This is a genomic window from Terasakiella sp. SH-1 (assembly GCF_004564135.1).
Lineage (GTDB): Bacteria > Pseudomonadota > Alphaproteobacteria > Rhodospirillales > Terasakiellaceae > Terasakiella.
In genome coordinates this window covers 72,183-88,318 of the sequence record NZ_CP038255.1, presented here as the reverse complement: position 1 = coordinate 88,318, position 16,136 = coordinate 72,183, and the positions used below count along the sequence as shown (strand labels likewise).

At 43.9% G+C, this 16,136-nt stretch carries 22 protein-coding genes; 11 read left to right on the top strand and 11 right to left on the bottom strand.

Annotated elements, in window-relative coordinates; translation table 11 throughout:
- The first annotated feature begins 283 nt into the window (after positions 1–283).
- From E4K71_RS00450 to E4K71_RS00425, 6 genes are all read left to right on the top strand, one after another.
- On the top strand, positions 284–1,270 hold the full coding sequence (locus tag E4K71_RS00450; protein ID WP_135074955.1) for a TRAP transporter substrate-binding protein: 987 nt from the start codon (positions 284–286) through the stop codon (positions 1,268–1,270).
- Between the two features lie 93 nt (positions 1,271–1,363).
- The gene (locus E4K71_RS00445) at positions 1,364–2,020 is read left to right on the top strand and encodes a TRAP transporter small permease (RefSeq protein ID WP_135074952.1); all 657 of its coding nucleotides are present in this window, start codon (positions 1,364–1,366) and stop codon (positions 2,018–2,020) included.
- Positions 2,020–3,420 carry a TRAP transporter large permease subunit gene (locus E4K71_RS00440; RefSeq protein ID WP_135074949.1) on the top strand — a complete coding sequence of 467 codons (1,401 nt, stop codon included), beginning with the start codon at positions 2,020–2,022 and terminating at the stop codon, positions 3,418–3,420. Before E4K71_RS00445 ends, E4K71_RS00440 begins: the two co-directional genes overlap by 1 nt.
- Positions 3,421–3,600: 180 nt before the next feature.
- Positions 3,601–5,043, top strand: a complete 1,443-nt coding sequence (locus E4K71_RS00435) for a citrate lyase subunit alpha (protein ID WP_167730160.1) — start codon at positions 3,601–3,603, stop codon at positions 5,041–5,043.
- A complete protein-coding gene (locus E4K71_RS00430; protein WP_135074943.1) occupies positions 5,040–5,339 on the top strand; it encodes a hypothetical protein in 300 nt (99 codons plus the stop codon). The genes E4K71_RS00435 and E4K71_RS00430 overlap by 4 nt, the downstream gene beginning before the upstream one ends.
- 94 nt (positions 5,340–5,433) lie before the next feature.
- Positions 5,434–5,784, top strand: coding sequence for a hypothetical protein (locus E4K71_RS00425; RefSeq protein WP_135074940.1), 351 nt, complete (start codon positions 5,434–5,436; stop codon positions 5,782–5,784).
- On the opposite strand, the gene E4K71_RS00420 is transcribed toward E4K71_RS00425, so the two are convergent.
- The 6 genes from E4K71_RS00420 to E4K71_RS00395 all read right to left on the bottom strand — a co-directional run bounded on the left by E4K71_RS00420 (position 5,764) and on the right by E4K71_RS00395 (position 9,701).
- A complete protein-coding gene (locus E4K71_RS00420; protein ID WP_167730158.1) occupies positions 5,764–7,152 on the bottom strand; it encodes a site-specific integrase in 1,389 nt (462 codons plus the stop codon). The genes E4K71_RS00425 and E4K71_RS00420 overlap by 21 nt on opposite strands.
- Complete coding sequence (locus E4K71_RS00415; RefSeq protein WP_135074934.1) at positions 7,145–7,468, bottom strand: hypothetical protein; 324 nt, start codon at positions 7,466–7,468, stop codon at positions 7,145–7,147. The genes E4K71_RS00420 and E4K71_RS00415 overlap by 8 nt, the downstream gene beginning before the upstream one ends.
- A 145-nt stretch (positions 7,469–7,613) precedes the next feature.
- A complete protein-coding gene (locus tag E4K71_RS00410; protein ID WP_135074867.1) occupies positions 7,614–7,841 on the bottom strand; it encodes a hypothetical protein in 228 nt (75 codons plus the stop codon).
- A gap of 48 nt (positions 7,842–7,889) precedes the next feature.
- On the bottom strand, positions 7,890–8,402 hold the full coding sequence (locus E4K71_RS00405) for a hypothetical protein (protein WP_135074870.1): 513 nt from the start codon (positions 8,400–8,402) through the stop codon (positions 7,890–7,892).
- Between the two features lie 105 nt (positions 8,403–8,507).
- Positions 8,508–9,074: a recombinase family protein gene (locus E4K71_RS00400; RefSeq protein WP_167730156.1), complete on the bottom strand. Its 567-nt coding sequence runs from the start codon at positions 9,072–9,074 to the stop codon at positions 8,508–8,510.
- A gap of 363 nt (positions 9,075–9,437) precedes the next feature.
- The gene (locus E4K71_RS00395; RefSeq protein ID WP_135074928.1) at positions 9,438–9,701 is read right to left on the bottom strand and encodes a hypothetical protein; all 264 of its coding nucleotides are present in this window, start codon (positions 9,699–9,701) and stop codon (positions 9,438–9,440) included.
- Between the two features lie 327 nt (positions 9,702–10,028).
- Between E4K71_RS00395 and E4K71_RS00390 the strand changes: the two genes are divergently transcribed.
- The 3 genes from E4K71_RS00390 to E4K71_RS00380 all read left to right on the top strand — a co-directional run bounded on the left by E4K71_RS00390 (position 10,029) and on the right by E4K71_RS00380 (position 11,827).
- A complete protein-coding gene (locus E4K71_RS00390; RefSeq protein WP_135074924.1) occupies positions 10,029–10,415 on the top strand; it encodes a hypothetical protein in 387 nt (128 codons plus the stop codon).
- 1 nt (position 10,416) lies between these two features.
- A complete protein-coding gene (locus E4K71_RS00385; RefSeq protein WP_135074921.1) occupies positions 10,417–11,040 on the top strand; it encodes a hypothetical protein in 624 nt (207 codons plus the stop codon).
- Between the two features lie 202 nt (positions 11,041–11,242).
- On the top strand, positions 11,243–11,827 hold the full coding sequence (locus E4K71_RS00380; RefSeq protein WP_135074918.1) for a tetratricopeptide repeat protein: 585 nt from the start codon (positions 11,243–11,245) through the stop codon (positions 11,825–11,827).
- On the opposite strand, the gene E4K71_RS00375 is transcribed toward E4K71_RS00380, so the two are convergent.
- On the bottom strand, positions 11,824–12,960 hold the full coding sequence (locus E4K71_RS00375) for a hypothetical protein (protein WP_135074915.1): 1,137 nt from the start codon (positions 12,958–12,960) through the stop codon (positions 11,824–11,826). The genes E4K71_RS00380 and E4K71_RS00375 overlap by 4 nt on opposite strands.
- A 103-nt stretch (positions 12,961–13,063) precedes the next feature.
- On the opposite strand from E4K71_RS00375, the gene E4K71_RS00370 reads away from it, so the two are divergent.
- Positions 13,064–13,369, top strand: a complete 306-nt coding sequence (locus E4K71_RS00370) for a hypothetical protein (RefSeq protein ID WP_135074913.1) — start codon at positions 13,064–13,066, stop codon at positions 13,367–13,369.
- Here E4K71_RS00370 and E4K71_RS00365 read toward each other — a convergent pair.
- From E4K71_RS00365 to E4K71_RS00350, 4 genes are read right to left on the bottom strand one after another with little or no spacing between them, the layout of a single operon-like run.
- Positions 13,366–13,863, bottom strand: coding sequence for a hypothetical protein (locus E4K71_RS00365; protein ID WP_135074910.1), 498 nt, complete (start codon positions 13,861–13,863; stop codon positions 13,366–13,368). The two genes, E4K71_RS00370 and E4K71_RS00365, sit on opposite strands and share 4 nt — an antisense overlap.
- Positions 13,848–14,396 carry a hypothetical protein gene (locus E4K71_RS00360; RefSeq protein ID WP_135074907.1) on the bottom strand — a complete coding sequence of 183 codons (549 nt, stop codon included), beginning with the start codon at positions 14,394–14,396 and terminating at the stop codon, positions 13,848–13,850. Before E4K71_RS00360 ends, E4K71_RS00365 begins: the two co-directional genes overlap by 16 nt.
- Positions 14,397–14,414: 18 nt before the next feature.
- On the bottom strand, positions 14,415–14,708 hold the full coding sequence (locus tag E4K71_RS00355; protein ID WP_135074904.1) for a hypothetical protein: 294 nt from the start codon (positions 14,706–14,708) through the stop codon (positions 14,415–14,417).
- A 19-nt stretch (positions 14,709–14,727) separates the two neighbouring features.
- Positions 14,728–15,648: a DUF2628 domain-containing protein gene (locus E4K71_RS00350; protein WP_135074901.1), complete on the bottom strand. Its 921-nt coding sequence runs from the start codon at positions 15,646–15,648 to the stop codon at positions 14,728–14,730.
- 122 nt (positions 15,649–15,770) lie between these two features.
- Here E4K71_RS00350 and E4K71_RS00345 point away from each other — a divergent pair, with 122 nt between their 5' ends.
- Positions 15,771–16,112, top strand: coding sequence for a helix-turn-helix transcriptional regulator (locus E4K71_RS00345; protein WP_135074898.1), 342 nt, complete (start codon positions 15,771–15,773; stop codon positions 16,110–16,112).
- Positions 16,113–16,136 lie beyond the last annotated feature (24 nt).

The window sequence follows — 16,136 nt, the reverse complement described above, 5'->3', positions numbered from 1 at the left end:
AACTAGAGAACCTCTCTTATCAGCTGCCTGATCTTTTAAGGCATCCCCCTCTTTGCCTCTTTCAAAAATACATACCTTGCATGCTTGGTATATAATCTGGATATAGCTGTTAGACAATAATGATTATTGTTTCAGCAGTCACTAAAACGTAACTTTATGCAGTATGAAACAGAGAATGAATATCTCATTCTTTAATGTAATTCTAACGTCGTATTGATGAATAACCTGTTCTTTTTAATCAGTCATAAAATACGGTGCTTTTCCATAATTGGGAGGAAAAAATATGCGTAAACTTACTGCTGGCCTTTTCATGGCGGCTGCCATGATGACTTCAACTGTAGCATTAGCTGCTGATCCAATCGTAATTAAACTGTCTCACGTTGTTGCTGAGAACACACCTAAAGGTCAAATGGCCAATAAGTTTCGTGATCTTGTTTCGGAACGTCTTGGCGGTAAAGTCGAGGTTGAGGTTTATCCAAGCTCTCAGCTCTACGGTGATAACAAAGTTCTGGAAGCGATGCTGTTGGGTGACGTTCAGATCGCTGCACCGTCTTTGTCGAAATTCAAAAAGTACACAAAGAAACTGCAACTGTTCGATCTGCCGTTCCTGTTTAAAGATATGGCGGCTGCTGAGCGTTTCCAACAAGGTCCAGCTGGTCAGAAACTTCTCAGCTCCATGAAGAAAAAAGGCATCCTTGGCCTGGGTTACCTGCACAACGGTATGAAGCAGATTTCAGCTTCCAAACCATTGCGTGTACCTGCTGATGCTTCCGGTCTGAAATTCCGCATCATGAGCTCTGACGTTCTGTCTGCACAGTTTGAAGCCGTAGACGCTGTTCCACTTAAAAAGCCATTCTCAGAAGTCTTCACGCTGCTACAAACCAAAGCCATCGATGGTCAGGAAAACACCTGGTCTAACATTTACTCCAAGAAATTCTTCGAAGTTCAGGACTACATCACAGCATCCGATCACGGCTTGATTGATTATCTGGTTGTGACTTCTACTGAATTCTGGGACAGCCTGCCAAGTGACATCCGTGGTGACGTTAAACAAGCACTGGATGAAGCAATTGAACATGGCAATATGATCGCTGCGCAAAAAGCAACAGGTGATCGTAAAGCAATTGAAAAATCTGGACGCTCTAAAATCCTCGACCTGTCTGATGCTGAACGTCAGCAATGGGTAGATGCCATGAAGCCGGTTTGGTCTCAATTTGAAGGTGCCGTAGGTAAAGATCTTTTAGACGCCGCTATTGCAGCCAATAACTAAGCTGCCAGTTAAAACACCCCTTAGGAAGAGCGAACTCGCCTAAGGGGTGTTTTTTATCCAAAATAACTTACAAACTTTTTCAAGGGCACTGTGATGGTTGCAAATTATACACGCCAGTTAGAAGAAGGTGTTCTGAGTTTTCTACTCGTTTTCATGACCCTTCTCGTCTTTATCGAAGTTGTCTTACGTTTTGGCTTTAACACCGGTATCCACTGGGCACAGGAAGTTACCCTTCATGCGTCAGCCTGGTTTGTTCTGTTTGGTGCGTCCTACGGGGTCAAAGTCGGGGCCCATATTGGTGTTGATGCCGTCATCCGTTTGCTGACACCGAAAGTAAAACGTATTGTCAGTATCGTTGCCGTCCTTCTTTGCTTAGCTTACTGCGCGCTGATCTTGATGGGCGCTTGGGTCTATCTGGCCAAGGTCTATAAAATCGGTCTCTTCATGGAAGACACCCCGACACCAGCTGTTTTTCTCTGGCTTATCCCGGAAGACTTGCAGTGGGACTTGTTTAAAATTGACCCGGAAGAACCGCTCCTGCCCATGTGGTTTGCTCATGGCCCACTACTGATCGGTTTTATCCTGTTGGGTTATCGCTTTCTTGAAGTTTTTAAGAAACTGGCTACCGGTGAATGGCATTCCATGCATATGGCAGATGAAGCCAAAGAAGCTTTGGAAGAAGCCGGGATTGATGCTGAAATCATTTCCGATGAAGAAGACGAAAATAGAATGAAAGAGGGAGCCAAATAATGACCATCGCATTCCTGTTTATCGCCCTGTTCGGCTGTATGTTCCTAGGCATGCCGATTGCTGTTGCACTCGGCCTATCCTCTGTCAGCACAATTTTGTTGTTCTCCAGTGACTCGTTGGCTTCTGTTGCCCTCAAATTATTTGAAGCCCTGTCTGAGCACTATACCCTCTTGGCAATCCCCTTCTTTATTTTGTCGTCTGCCTTTCTGTCTACAGGTGGTGTGGCGAAACGTCTTATCCGTTTTGCCGTTGCGCTTGTCGGTCATATTAAAGGGGGCTTGGCGATGGCGTCGGTTCTCGCCTGTATGCTGTTCGCAGCAGTTTCCGGCTCAAGCCCGGCCACTGTGGCCGCTATTGGGTCCATCGTTATTGCCGGTATGGTGAAATCCGGCTATCCGGAAAAGTTCGGTGCCGGTGTTATCGCCAACGCCGGTACACTCGGTATCCTGATCCCGCCATCCATCGTGATGCTGGTTTATTCCGCAGCAACCGAAGTCTCTGCCTCCAAAATGTTCATGGCTGGTTTTATTCCGGGTATCATGATGGGGTTGATCCTAATGATTGCCATCTATATCGCTGCACGCGTCATGAAATTACCGTCTGAGCCTTTCCCCGGTGTCAAGGAACTATTCAATTCTTTGTTGTCCGCCTTGGGCGGGATCATGTTAATTGTGATCGTTCTTGGTTCCATTTATGGCGGCATCGCATCCCCAACCGAAGCTGCGGCTGTCTCTGCTGTTTATGCATTCTGGGTATCCTGTTTTGTCTATCGTGACATGGGACCTCTTAAAGACAAGAACTGGTCTCATAAAGGAGAAAATGCTGTCAGTGCATTTGGGCGCTCCGTCGTTCAATCCATTATCGCTCTACCGAAATGTTTCAATGATCCGGATATTCGCAAGGTCCTGATTGATGCCACAAAAGTTTCTATCATGCTTTTGTTCATCATCGCCAATGCCATGCTGTTTGCCCATGTACTGACAACAGAGCGTATCCCGCACACTATTGCTGAATATATTGTCGGCTGGGGTCTGCCCTGGTGGGGCTTCCTGATCGTGGTCAACCTGCTGCTGCTGGCTGCCGGTAACTTCATGGAACCGTCTGCTATCATCCTGATCATGGCCCCGATCCTGTTTCCGATTGCTGTCCAGCTGGGTATCGATCCGATCCACCTCGGTATCATCATGGTGGTAAACATGGAAATCGGTATGATCACGCCACCCGTGGGGCTCAACCTGTTCGTCACCGCTGGTATTACGGGCCATTCCATCGGCTGGGCTGTAAAAGCCGCCCTACCATGGCTGTCGCTGCTGCTGTTCTTCCTCATTCTGATCACCTACATCCCGCAGATTTCCCTCTTCCTGCCGGAATTCTTCGATCAAATGCGAGGGTACAAGTAAGACGACTCTTCTTGAGCTGTTGCTTCCAAAATTGCATCTATCAAATTTAGAAACCATCTATGAGGTTTTAATCTGAATAGACTGCTTTTTTGGGAGCAGGTTCTTGAATATTATAGACGAAGGAACACAAACGATGATACCTGCGTTTGTTAACACCCAAATAAAATTTGGAGAGAAGTTTTGTTTCATCTCATAGACAAAACGCCAGATCGTGCTTTTGAAAGAAAAGTCCTTGGAAGCATAGAAAATGCATTTGATGCATGTAAAATAACTGATGGTATGACACTTTCTTTTCATCATCATTTACGAAATGGCGATGCTGTTGTTAATCAGGTTCTGCATGTTGCAGAAAATAGAGGACTTAAAGACCTTTGCATCGCAATTAGTTCAATCTTTCCCGTACATGAACCTATGGTTCAACTTATTCGATCAGGAGTGATCGCACGTATTCGAACTGATTATGCTCTAGGGCCTGTAGCAGATGAAATCTGTAATGGAACGTTAAAAGAGCCCGCCCTATTTCAATCACATGGTGGTCGAGCTCGGGCTCTTGAAACTGGTGAATATACAATTGATATTGCTTTTGTCGGTGCGCCGTGTGCAGATATGTTTGGTAATATTTCAGGCGCAATTGGTAAAAATGCTTGTGGCCCTTTAGGATATCCAAAAGTTGATGTTGATTATGCCGATAAGGTTGTCGTGATTACAGAGGAAGTGAAAACTTCAGCTCTGGATGTTGTCGATATTCCTGCTAGTCGAGTGGATTATGTTGTTAAAGTTGATAGTATCGGCGATGCATCTGGAATCAAATCGGGTGCAACTCAAGTTGCTACCGATCCTGTTAGTGTCAAAGTTGCCGAACAAGCAGCAGAAGTAATTGCAGCCGCAGGCGTAATGACAGAGGGTTTTTCTTTTCAGACAGGTGCAGGTGGGATCTCACTTGCAGTCACCAAACAGATTGGTGAAATGATGAAAGAGCGTGGAATTAAAGGCGACTTTATCGCTGGTGGTATAACAAAATCGCAAATTGATCTCGTTAAAAAGGGCATTTTTAAAAGAGTCGTCAATGTTCAAAGCTTTGACCAAGATGCCGTTAAATCATATAAAATAGACAGTTGGCATGAAACAATGTCCGCTTCAAAATATGCGAGTCCTGCAAACTCTGAAGCAATTGTGGATCAGTTGGGGGTTATGTTGCTTGGGGCAGCTGAAATTGATCATGAATTCAATGTGAATGTTACAACAGGTGGTGACGGACGGATTATTGGTGGTCCTGGTGGCCATCCAGATACTGCTGCGGGATCCCGCTTGGCTGTGGTTACGACGCGCCTGACAGGTGGGGGCTATCCGAAAGTTGCCGATAAAGTAGGCTGTATTACAACGCCTGGAGATACAGTAGATGTTTTGGTAACAGATCATGGGATCGCTGTTAATCCAAAGCGTGAGAACCTCAAAGAGCGTTTGATAACGGCAAATTTACCAGTAGTCGAGATGAGCGATCTTGTTGATAAAGCGAAAAGCCTTGCCACGAAAGCACCTTATAAAGCGACAGGAAAGGTCTGCGCTTTAATGGAAGGGCGTGAAGGACAGATAATCGACGAAATCAATTCGCAGGTTTTATGATTTTCCCAGTTTCAACATCAAAGATTGGCTTTAAGGGAAAAGACGAGCTTGGTTTAGAAATCACAAAAACCCAAAGATTGACCTGTTTCGCGCATCCGGGACCAGTTGATAAACTATTTCATCACTGGAATGGAAATTTTATGATCAAGCACACAAGCTACTCAGATGCATTCAGAGCCTGTACCGTTGTCGGAATTTTAATAGAGGGTGAAAAACCGACAGCGGGTGCTCGACAAAATACAGAAGCCGCAAAACTAAAATCCCTGCGTCAAGAAAATCCAATTCCATGTATTTGACGATCTATACTTGAAGATAAGTTTATCGACTTTCTTTGCATTGCTGCGTCAAAATACCATCGAGTTACACAAAAAATAACAAGGAGTAAATCCGATGGTAGAAATCATTCATCACGAAGAAGCCCCTTATCGCAGCCATCTTCCCCACGATGGCGAGAACCAATATGTTTTCGTCCATTCAGATGTTCATGAAACATGTTGGGGTACGTTTCAGACGTGCTCTGTCAGTAAAGGCGAATCCCTTAAGTTGGAAATGGCAGTAGATGAATTCACTACAACAGCTTACAACGACTGTTCCCTGGACTGTCGTCATGACCCTACATGGCATCATATGGCTTTATTGGCCAAGAGCGATCAGCATGCTCAAGAGATGACAGAAATCCTCAAGGAGAAGGGGTATGATGTCATTGAAGGCATTGATGTGTTATGGCCGAATGTCATTTAACATCACATATCTGACTTTATTCAGCTCAGTCAGAACAGCCTTTATGGTAAAGCCTTTACCATAAAACAGTTGGGCAGACTTTCCGCGTGATCCGTCTGCCCATCCTCCCAATTGCATTGCAATTTCATGCCGCACATCGGCTTCCCGCAGAGCATCCCGGAAGTTGTGGCGGAACGAATGGAACGATGTTTTTGGGGCATCGGCATCAATTGATTTAAGAAATCGGGCGAACCGCTTGGAGAATGTATCTGATCTATACCCTGTGGTCCCGAGTTTGATATCAGGAAATAATTTTAAACGGGTATTTTTCTCAAACTGTTTCAGATATCGCATAAAACCCAATTCCAATAACTGCGGGTGAATGGGAATGACTCGTTCCGATGCTTTGGTCTTCAAGATTTTGTCATCAATCCCACGATCCGTTTCGCAGGTAATATTAAAGCACCAGGTTTCATCCTTCTGAACAACATCTTCGACATTCAACTGACAGATTTCGTTCAAACGAAGACCATTATAAAGTCCGATGTGTGGAACCCAGTATTCGGCACCAAATTTATCAGCTAGCCCTTCAAATATTTTAATCAATTGATGATCTGAGAACGGCAATCGTTTATCCTGGGCATGAATAGGGTCGGCGACTTTCAATCCAATCGCTGGGTTATGGTCCAACAATTCTTCTTCCACAGCCCAATTCAACATCGCCGACAACTTGTTGACATATTTGTTGATGGTAAGTGGTGCCATCGGTTTCATGCGACGCTCTTTCGCCAATTCAGATATTTCCACCAGTGATTTCCGTGGAAAGCGTTTCTTCGCATTTGCAGGCAGGTGACGAACAACATTCATGAATTGACGGCAGTCTTCGCGATCAATATCTCCAATCGGTTTATCGTCACCAAATATTTCCATCAACACGTTATAAACAGATTGATACGTCATGATGGTCTTTCTGCTTCTGGAACGTGCCGGATCGTCCATATAACGGTGGTACAGTTCATCCAGAGTGAGGGATGGCTTCCGTGGTGCAGATACCGATAATACTTCCTCTACGACCGTTTGAATTAACGTTCTGAGACCGTCATCGTCGGATGTTGGTGGAGCTTTGATTTGTGGTTCGTGTGTATCACTTTTGTGTATCACCGTGTATCGTTCAGTTGTGTCATTTAAAACCACTCCACGGGCTTCGGCGATGATCTGCTCAACATTATTGCATACGGTTCGATAACGTCGCACAGCGGTACTGTAATCGGCAGTATTCAGCGATTTAAGGAACTCTTTGCGACCAATATTATCTTGAATATCATGGGGCACCCGACGACGGTATCGCCAGATATTTCCACGCCGATATAGGTTGGGGAGATTAGCCATAATGACCATTCCCGATACACGGTGTGTACCAGTTTTGTGTATCACTTTGCCGATTCTGATTGAAAATAGCCTTCAAACCGGCATCAAGAATCGTCCATACACCGTCATTGTAACGGTCTGTAATCAGCAGAATATAAGGGTAAAAGTAAAACAGGTACCGAGCGTTGCAGCATCGGTACCTGTGAATTTTGGTGGAGCTATGCGGGAACATGAATGCAAGGCGTACAGTGGCTTTGCGAACTTCCGACGCAATCACACCACAGACGTTTTCAGCACCGTTCACACGCCATTTCTGACGATCTGACGGATATGTCATCGGGGTAAAAACAAAACAGCCACAGCACGTCACCGTGTCTATGGCTGATTGTATAATGGTGGAGCCTAGCGGGAACATTTCTGGATTGGGCCGGATTAATTCAACGGGGCCAAGAAAAACCAGAAGGCTTTGTTTTGAACGCCTTTCAATCTAACGGAATGAGTTCTGAACCAAATTCGTCCATAAAGAATTCACTACAGTTTTTATGGGAGACAAACACATTGCGGGTACATCCAATTGCCCAATCATCATCCACTGACAAAATGACATACTCATCGTCGCCAAAATCAACGTAGTAGTCACCAAACCCATTCTGCTTGGTCTTCATTAATTCCATCGAGATTGGTGGTTCCAAATCGTAGTAAGTAGACATTTTACTGTCCTTTCATTTTTTTTTGGGGGGAACGAAGCCCTATCAGTTTTAATGTCCATCGACATACAGATCGAGAAGACGGTTTTGGTCATCCAGATAACGGACTGCCACACCAAGATCGCCGTATTCTTCTACGATCTCTTCGGCAACCATTTTAAGGTCAGCTTCTTCATCACTGAACGGACGTAAGAAGATACGTCCCGTGAGATAGGCGATGTCGTCATCACCTTCCTGAACACGGTAATTGGCCTGAATATCGAACTGACTATAACTCTTGCGGATTTGATATGACAGATCACTGAACGTGCGTTCTGTCGGCACAAAAGTAATGCGACGATCTGCACCATTCACATGTAAGTGTGGTGTTGCCGCCAATCGCACAGCATCACCATCAGATTGAACTGCGATCCGACCATATTCTTCTTCGATGCAAAATGGTCCTTTACAGATTTCTTGAAGCGCATCATGCCAATTGCCCAAGTTTTCTGGATCATCTGCAACAAAGAACTGATGCCAGCGATTGGTCGCGAGGGCATGGTTAAAAGGGTAATCTTGTCCCATGTGTTTCATCCTTCTTATTGGGAGGTTTATAACTGAGACAATGGTACGGCCGTGTTTAATCAAAAGTCATAAAAAATCGACCAAGTAAAAAAACATACCCCGGGATTAGACTGCTGCCTTGAGAGCGTTGTAATAAGTTGATTTACTGATGTTCAGATGACGGCATGTATCCATCATTGTTGTTGAGGGATCATCATGAGCGATCTGAATCTGACGAGCCAACGCGGTCGTTAGTTTCTTTGGGCGACCGAAGGTTTTACCATTCTCACGGGCGACTGCCTGTCCGGCTTTGGTGCGCTCAATTAAGAGGTTCTTTTCGAACTCTGCTAACGCACCCAACATCGAGAACAACAACTTTCCAGTTGCAGTGGATGTATCAATATTATCCATGATGGATACAAGTTCAGCACCCTTTGCTTCAATCTGTTCTGAGACTTTTAAAAGCTGCATCTGACTGCGGCACAGACGATCCAACCTCCAAACCACCAATTTGTCACCAGAGCGCAATAACTCCAAAACCTTGTTCAGTTCAATGCGATCAACATTTGTACCGGAAGCTTTCTCACAAAAAATATCGCGCTCATCACACCCGTGTTTCAAGAGTGCTTCTTTTTGCAATGACCAATCTTGATCGCTTGTACTGACCCGTGAATAACCGAATAGTCTGGACATAACACACCCCATTTCCAAAAAACGTTTCCAAAAAGAAAAATCAGCAATGACTTTTCAGACATACTTTTTGTACATGGTACGGCCGATTTTCACTGGGGCCAAGCCGGGTTCCAAGAAGTGTTCATTTTTTGGAATACCTATTTATGGGAACAAGGGGGATGTTCCCATAAAGAAGGGCGTGTTGTTTTAAATGACACGGCAAGAAAGGTTTTGTCCTTTTAAATGACATCATGAATAGAAGCTCACGCAGATGGATGGGGGCATTGGTGTCTGTCAGAACAAAAACGTTACGTTATTCCCTTACTATAGTATTTTCGTAACGCATTAGATAATTCAAATATATAGGCGTGAGTTTCTAACCAGCTACGCCTTTATTTTCAGTGATAACTGACCTAAAGCTTCCATTATCCAGAAATGACTTGGATCTGTGTGATACCTATCCCAAATCGCACCACAAATCAGTGGGAATGATTCCGTAGTGATTTCCACGGGCGATGTCACCACCTCTCGTTCTTCGCCATATCTGATCACAAGAAGCAACGGACAATCATCAATCGGAATTACCGGGATTTCTGCTGTGATGATCAGATCAGGATATTCTTGGTGGAATTTCACTTGCGGAAACATTTTCATTTTACCTGTATTTCACTGACCATTATTTTCTAAGATCACTGTGGCACCAATGGCACGAAATAACCGATTACACGGACCTCACTTCAAGTCATTGCCCTCATAATTTCCCCCGGGTTTCCCCAACTACATTTCAAATGAAGACATCTATATTTCAAAAAGGCATGCAAGTGTTTTTTTGAAGTGTAGTTGTCGTTTTATTTTGATCATAACCAATTGATTTTTCAAATTAAATAGATATTGGCACGGACTGGTTTGCACAGGTAACGTCATAGTCAGAAAACGCCCTCGATGGGTGTTATGATTTATGAGGATAATTGGATTATGAGTGTTCAAATTGATGACGCTTTAAAGGAAGAAATCAAAAGAGCAGTATGGGAATATCTACAAGAACATGATGAAGTTTTACCAGCTAATCTAGTGAAAGAGGTTCCTGAAACTGATGGGATTTTTCCGTTCGAACAACAAGTGGGGTCGAACCGCCTGATTTGGCTCATGTCACTCGAAGGGATTTACGCGATTGAAGAACTTGTCGAGGAAGGCAAGGTTTCGATTGATGCTGACCCCAATCTTATTTTGACTTTTCAGCAGATGATTTCTCGTCCACTCGCAGGCAAACAGAAGAAATATGCCAAGCCACGGTTCGTTAAGGCCATCTTCCGCCGGGTTAAAAGCGATTGTAATGCCCCATCTGGTCAGAAGGGTGCTTGATATGACAGTACGAGAAACTAAACAAACTACAAAATATGACTCGTCTTGGATCGCCTTTACGATCACGGGCCGTGAGTGGAATGATATGAATGTTTGTGATGCCTTGGAAGTTTTTTGCGAAGAAGGATTTTATGTGAACCAAAATCGCGTAATGCTGCAAGAAAATGATGCGGAACGTATGCTGGACCAAAAGAAGATCGCATTTGATAGGAAACAATACATCCTTCATCGTTTCGAAGACCAGAATGTACTTAAAGACCTTGCTGACCAAATGCGCAAAAAGTTCCCTAAAAACAAGGTCAGCTATGAAGAAAGCTTTTACTTTAACCTGCATGACAGCTCTCCTTATGGCAGTGACAAAATCGGTTGGGTGTACATTGAATTAGACCTTCTGGATGGAGACCTTAAACGTTTCAATGCTGAGGCAAAAAACGGAACTCCCTCGGAAGAGTTATTGGAAAAGGTCGATAACTTTTCGCGAATTATGAAAGAAATTCCGAAAGATAGCTCTACCTTTGAATATGGGCTGGATTTAGCTATTCCAGATAGTCCAACTTTTGATACGGAATGCTGCCCACCGAATGCGGTGGTGATCATTGTTTTTGCCAAAACAGATTATGATTAGAAATCATTGTCATAAGTGTTATTCAATTGTGGGATCGTGACCGGAAAATTTATTCAGGATGAGTTTGAAAAATATAGGGTCAGAAAAAGACACGTCTCAAACCCAGCCATGTTCCGCATTTGAAGGTAGTGGAGTAGTTTTCTTGTAAAAAAGCACCTAAACCTGCCATAGTTCCGTTCAGGATATTTAAAGGTTCTATAAGATGCGTTTTGTGCTTTTCATTTTTACGATTTTAATTGCTCCAACCACTTTTGCGCAAACCGCTATAGATGGCTACAAAGCCTATGATGCTGGTGATTATGAAAAAGCTAAAGCCATCATACCTTCACTGGCAGAACAAGGCGATCCAATAGCCATGAACGCGATGGGGAAATGGCACCATGAAGGCATTATTGTTGAAAAAAGTAGGAAAAAAGCATGTGACTGGTTAGAGAAAGCAGCCAAGGCAGGGTATGTTCCTTCTCAATATAACTTTGCCAATTGCTTTCATGAATTAGGTGGCCGTAAGGAGAACATCAAAGAACATCTTAATTGGCTTACAAAAGCAGGTGAACAGTCACACTTACGTGCCCAACTTCGCCTAATGTTTTGGTACATGGATACCAATAAGAAGTTAGCCCAGCTATGGGGGGAAAAGGCTGCTGCACAAAATAATGCAACAGCCAGAGTTTCACTTTGGATGTCAAATTTGGATGATAATATTCCTCCTGTTAAATTCAGCGAAATCGCATGTGTATTTTTTAACAACATGATATTGGATAAAGACTGGCTAACTTGTGATGATTAGTTCTCAAACGTGTCATCTTTTCCAGCAGCACGTATGCTAGCACTTGTCCCAACTTGAAGCCCTTGACCGATCAATTGATCGTTCAATACCTCCACATCTTTAGGTGTGAGACGTTTTGACCAGTTTTTGCCAAACCGTTTAGCGAGATAATCCTTAATCTCACCCGCACCAAGTTTGGCTCCACCAGTACCACCAAGACCAACAAGTCCCATAATGGCACCGCCAATTTGCTGACCATCCTTTGAAATACCCATCTTCTCTAAATCCTTTGCCGCTTTACCAGCAGCACTTAACGCTCCCTGCAATGGATTGAGATTGGCAACATCATCAGCAAAACGACCCGGTGTACGACCTTTATAGATGTCAGGCAGTGGATTTTCTTCCATCTTACGCTGACGTGTCTTCTCAATGGCATCAAGTTGATCCTGACCGCCACCAGAGACAACGACAGCACCATGTGCAGCATCAGCAGCGTTATTCCAGAACTCGCGTTTTGCCTCTGGAACAATATGTGTCCCTGCACCCGCATCCCGTGATGCTTCAATGGCGTTACGCTTCACCTGTTCTTCTTCATGAGGTTTGCGATCTGGTCGCCAATGTTGGCGACGTTTCTTCTGGTAGGCTTGATAAGCCGCACGATCTTCTTGTGAGAAGTTTTTGAAACCATCCGGGTCTTTCATCAGAATATTTTGCATATCGGCAAAGGCTTCTTCTTCATTGCCGCTATATCGTTTCTCACGAATTGCCTTTTCTGTTTGTTCAGAATAGTGAGTTGGATGCCCCGCACTTACCTGTTGCGGCTGAGCGAAGGCACGAACCTCATGGGGACCAATCGCGGATTCTACCTCAACCATTTTACCAGTTTCGTCATATTGTACATTGCCGGGATAAGCGCGTTTGAATTCATCTTGCACATGCTTGACATAAGCCTGATCCTTCTTCTGATAAAGCGGGTTCTTCATCAAACCTTGCAAGGCTTCCTGTGTGGTTTTTGCCTTTTTATTCTCAGCAACCTGCTCCCACATTTTATCCATTTGTGCTTTGGACTTTTTGGGGAATTTAGGCGCATTGGCTAGGTGGAAGCTATATGGGTATTTGTCAGTGATGCTGGAAGCATAGTCTTCATGGTGCATTTTTTTCTCCTCAAAAAATTATCTGATTTTATTTATCAATTTCTGCTCCCGAGGCAGCACAACGGTTCTGAGGTGATAAATATTTAGAAATCAAGGAGATGAAATGATGGACACCCGTGAACTGTATGAAGTTTTACGTAACCTTGGAACTGTCGATAACGCCGATAGTTTCAGTAATTTATTCGGATATGGAGATAGTACAATTCGTTCCCAATTCGCGAAAGGGATTTCACCAGATTTAGGGGCATGGGTTCGCTTCTGGTTTGCTCTGAATGAGATTGCTAATGATACCAAATCGGCTATTAAAACCGCACTTAATGAAGAACGCAGTGAATATTTTGCAGGGTTGGAAGAGCTTCGTAAATTGCAAACCCGGGTGTGGCAGCATGTTGTGGAATTGGCAAGCTAAGGGCGGTTTGGGTTCAATTGCCAAGCGCAATCAGCAGCTTGGAATTCTTTCATACTAATGCCAACAGGCTGAAAACGCGGCAGGATATTCATAATACATGCCATTGTCTTTACTGCATCATCACTCTGTGCATCGCACTCAGATTTGGTTGAACCGTTGTGCATGATTTTATTGATTTGTTTATATGCGTACTCAGAGGCATAGCGCATTTTACGTTCAAACTTCTGAATATCAGTCATTGTCATAAAGCCGTTCGGTTTGAACTGCGAGAAAGACCAGACACGGTTTGCATTTCGCGTAAAGGTATCGCTGATCTGGTTTTTCACTTCATCACAGTAAAATGCCCGATGGCGGATATGTTCACCATCATGATCCCCACCGTTGGCTTGACGCTGTTGCTCAAGCCAATAGTCAGGGTCCAGTAGTTCTTGTTCGCTGGTTGCATGAACGGGGAAGGTCGTCCACGCAATCAGCCATATCAAAAGCCACCGCATCTTTTATTCACCGAAGCATCTTTACCTTCAAGCATGGCGATTAAACCTTCATGCCCTGCAAAGGTTTGTTTTCGATCTGAGGTAAAGTAATCGTAGAGAATATCAGTGATGCTGAGTTCAAAGCCTTCTTCTGCACGGCAGTTACAAATCTGCTCAGTGTTTAAATCGAATTTATCATGCTCAAACATTTGGTCTGCCAAAGAACCGCTGCATACATTGTACATCTTGGTGTGAACAAAACCTCTTTTTGAAGCACAAGAATTCTTAGCCGTCGCTTTGAAGTATTCATTGATTTTCCTGATCAAATGACGCTGATTATCGTCAAATTCTCCAAGGTAAATTTCAAGTTGCTTGTCTGTGTATCCTGCATCAAAGATTTTGTTGATTGCACAGCCACAGAAGGAGCTTGTTGCCCCGGGTTGTTTCATACATTTGTCTTCTAATTCTGCAATGATCCATCCCGCACGTACTTCTTCTGCATTGGCATTATATGTTGCCAGTATGAAGGCAAAGGCTATCAGTAATGTTTTCATTTCAAATTTCCTTTTTTCTTATTCCGTGCGTCCTGCGCGTTGCAGCCAGTCATCCCCATTACGACACGCCAAAGCCGTGAAAATGTAAGGAATTTGCCCCTTTGGAAGCAGGGCATTGCTGTTGTAATCCGCCATCCATTTTTGGATGCCATCTTCGGGGATGTAGGCTTTCATCGCGGATGCCGTGCAGGAACAAACATTTTTCTCGAACCCTTGTACATGGCACAGGTCTGCAAAGTCTTTTCGTGCTTGAGATGACCATTCAAATGCGTTTGCGGTTGATGCCAAGGTCATAAATGCGATAGCAGTCATTATTGATTTCATCATATTTCTATTCCTCCAATTCCGCAGTTGGCTGCCCACGTTCCCTGAACTTACAGGTGCCGTAACTCGTAATCATCTGACCGTAGCGGTTGTGACCTTTGACCCGCACTTTCAAGTTCACCAAGGGCAGGTTTGAAAGGTTTTGAGCAAAAACCAAGCCGCCTCTCTCCATTTCTTTTTTCTGACGTTCATCCTGTTCATCAGAAGGAAGGTTTTCAAAAGCCGTTAATGTGATATCGCCGCGCATACTGGTGCGTCTTGGCTTATCCCAATAGCGGTATTCAGCTTCATAAAACTCAGCCGTTTCTGGGTTAAGCATGAGGTTTGCGATTTTGGTCTGGCAAAGCGGGAGGTAATGATTATCAATGGTATATTGGCTTGGTTCGATTAATCCCGTGCTTGGATCAACTTTCATTGAGGATGAACCCGAGTCATTCATTTGCGAAAAGACCACTACAGCTATCAACACCACACCAGTCAATGCCCCGCCGATCATGACCATTTTGGGTCTTCGTTTTGGCTTTTCAGTCGTTTCCTGCTGAATTTGAGAATGATCTTCTTGATCTTGTTTTACTTGTTTAAAGCCGCGCCCGATAAGTGATTTGATGTAATTTTCATGGGCAAGAAAACCAAATGCCGTTCCCAATCCTACACTGCACAGTAGAGCAATCGTAATAGCCGGGCTTGGTTTGAAACCTGCCATAGCCCCCATGATAAGCGTCACCGGGAAAATCAGCAATGCCAACACCGCAAACATCCACTGACGGCGTATGAACAAAGGAATTCCCAAAAGAAGCGGCGACACAAAAGCCAACCAATTGAAACCGGGTTTCAAGACTTTGACTTCACCGGTGTTTGGATTTTTAAAATGTAGCACATTACTCATTATTGGCCCCGTGATGACCGTGAGGGTCTTTTGAAGTTTCATCTCCTGCCTATCTGAACTTGAATAAATTCAGCAATCAGAAAAGTTGAATATTTGCGACAATAAAAAATAATGACTTATTGCGTCAATAGTTAAAGTTGAATAATTAGAGCAATATCCATCACATGATGGATTCACTAACAAAACAGATTGGTCGCCGCATAAAGGCACTACGAAAGCAAAAAGGCTTCACACAGGCGAAACTCGCCCGTGCTACATTGAAAACAGTCGAGACAATCTCCAAGATAGAAAACGGTCATGTTTCCCCATCTATTGGAACGCTGGAAGAAATTGCAAGGAAGCTCGAATGTCCTATTTCGGCTTTTTTCGATGATTGTGAACTTCCGACTGAGGAAAGAGAACTCACAAAAGCTGCACAAAAAATTCAATATGCCCTCAAAACCTTTCCTGATGGTGACCTTGAAGTTCTTGCTGAGCTGGTTGATGCGTTGGAGAAACGTAGGTAGTCACATAATATCTTTTACACCTAT

Coding starts and splice junctions, on each gene's coding strand:
- E4K71_RS00400 (WP_167730156.1), bottom strand. CDS start 9,074: ATGTCCAGACTATTCGGTTATTCACGGGTCAGTACAAGCGATCAAGAT.
- E4K71_RS00440 (WP_135074949.1), top strand. CDS start 2,020: ATGACCATCGCATTCCTGTTTATCGCCCTGTTCGGCTGTATGTTCCTA.
- E4K71_RS00420 (WP_167730158.1), bottom strand. CDS start 7,152: ATGGCTAATCTCCCCAACCTATATCGGCGTGGAAATATCTGGCGATAC.
- E4K71_RS00405 (WP_135074870.1), bottom strand. CDS start 8,402: ATGGGACAAGATTACCCTTTTAACCATGCCCTCGCGACCAATCGCTGG.
- E4K71_RS00360 (WP_135074907.1), bottom strand. CDS start 14,396: ATGAAAACATTACTGATAGCCTTTGCCTTCATACTGGCAACATATAAT.
- E4K71_RS00430 (WP_135074943.1), top strand. CDS start 5,040: ATGATTTTCCCAGTTTCAACATCAAAGATTGGCTTTAAGGGAAAAGAC.
- E4K71_RS00410 (WP_135074867.1), bottom strand. CDS start 7,841: ATGTCTACTTACTACGATTTGGAACCACCAATCTCGATGGAATTAATG.
- E4K71_RS00445 (WP_135074952.1), top strand. CDS start 1,364: ATGGTTGCAAATTATACACGCCAGTTAGAAGAAGGTGTTCTGAGTTTT.
- E4K71_RS00370 (WP_135074913.1), top strand. CDS start 13,064: ATGATGGACACCCGTGAACTGTATGAAGTTTTACGTAACCTTGGAACT.
- E4K71_RS00365 (WP_135074910.1), bottom strand. CDS start 13,863: ATGCGGTGGCTTTTGATATGGCTGATTGCGTGGACGACCTTCCCCGTT.
- E4K71_RS00385 (WP_135074921.1), top strand. CDS start 10,417: ATGACAGTACGAGAAACTAAACAAACTACAAAATATGACTCGTCTTGG.
- E4K71_RS00450 (WP_135074955.1), top strand. CDS start 284: ATGCGTAAACTTACTGCTGGCCTTTTCATGGCGGCTGCCATGATGACT.
- E4K71_RS00380 (WP_135074918.1), top strand. CDS start 11,243: ATGCGTTTTGTGCTTTTCATTTTTACGATTTTAATTGCTCCAACCACT.
- E4K71_RS00425 (WP_135074940.1), top strand. CDS start 5,434: ATGGTAGAAATCATTCATCACGAAGAAGCCCCTTATCGCAGCCATCTT.
- E4K71_RS00395 (WP_135074928.1), bottom strand. CDS start 9,701: ATGTTTCCGCAAGTGAAATTCCACCAAGAATATCCTGATCTGATCATC.
- E4K71_RS00390 (WP_135074924.1), top strand. CDS start 10,029: ATGAGTGTTCAAATTGATGACGCTTTAAAGGAAGAAATCAAAAGAGCA.
- E4K71_RS00375 (WP_135074915.1), bottom strand. CDS start 12,960: ATGCACCATGAAGACTATGCTTCCAGCATCACTGACAAATACCCATAT.
- E4K71_RS00345 (WP_135074898.1), top strand. CDS start 15,771: ATGATGGATTCACTAACAAAACAGATTGGTCGCCGCATAAAGGCACTA.
- E4K71_RS00350 (WP_135074901.1), bottom strand. CDS start 15,648: ATGAAACTTCAAAAGACCCTCACGGTCATCACGGGGCCAATAATGAGT.
- E4K71_RS00355 (WP_135074904.1), bottom strand. CDS start 14,708: ATGACTGCTATCGCATTTATGACCTTGGCATCAACCGCAAACGCATTT.
- E4K71_RS00415 (WP_135074934.1), bottom strand. CDS start 7,468: ATGACATATCCGTCAGATCGTCAGAAATGGCGTGTGAACGGTGCTGAA.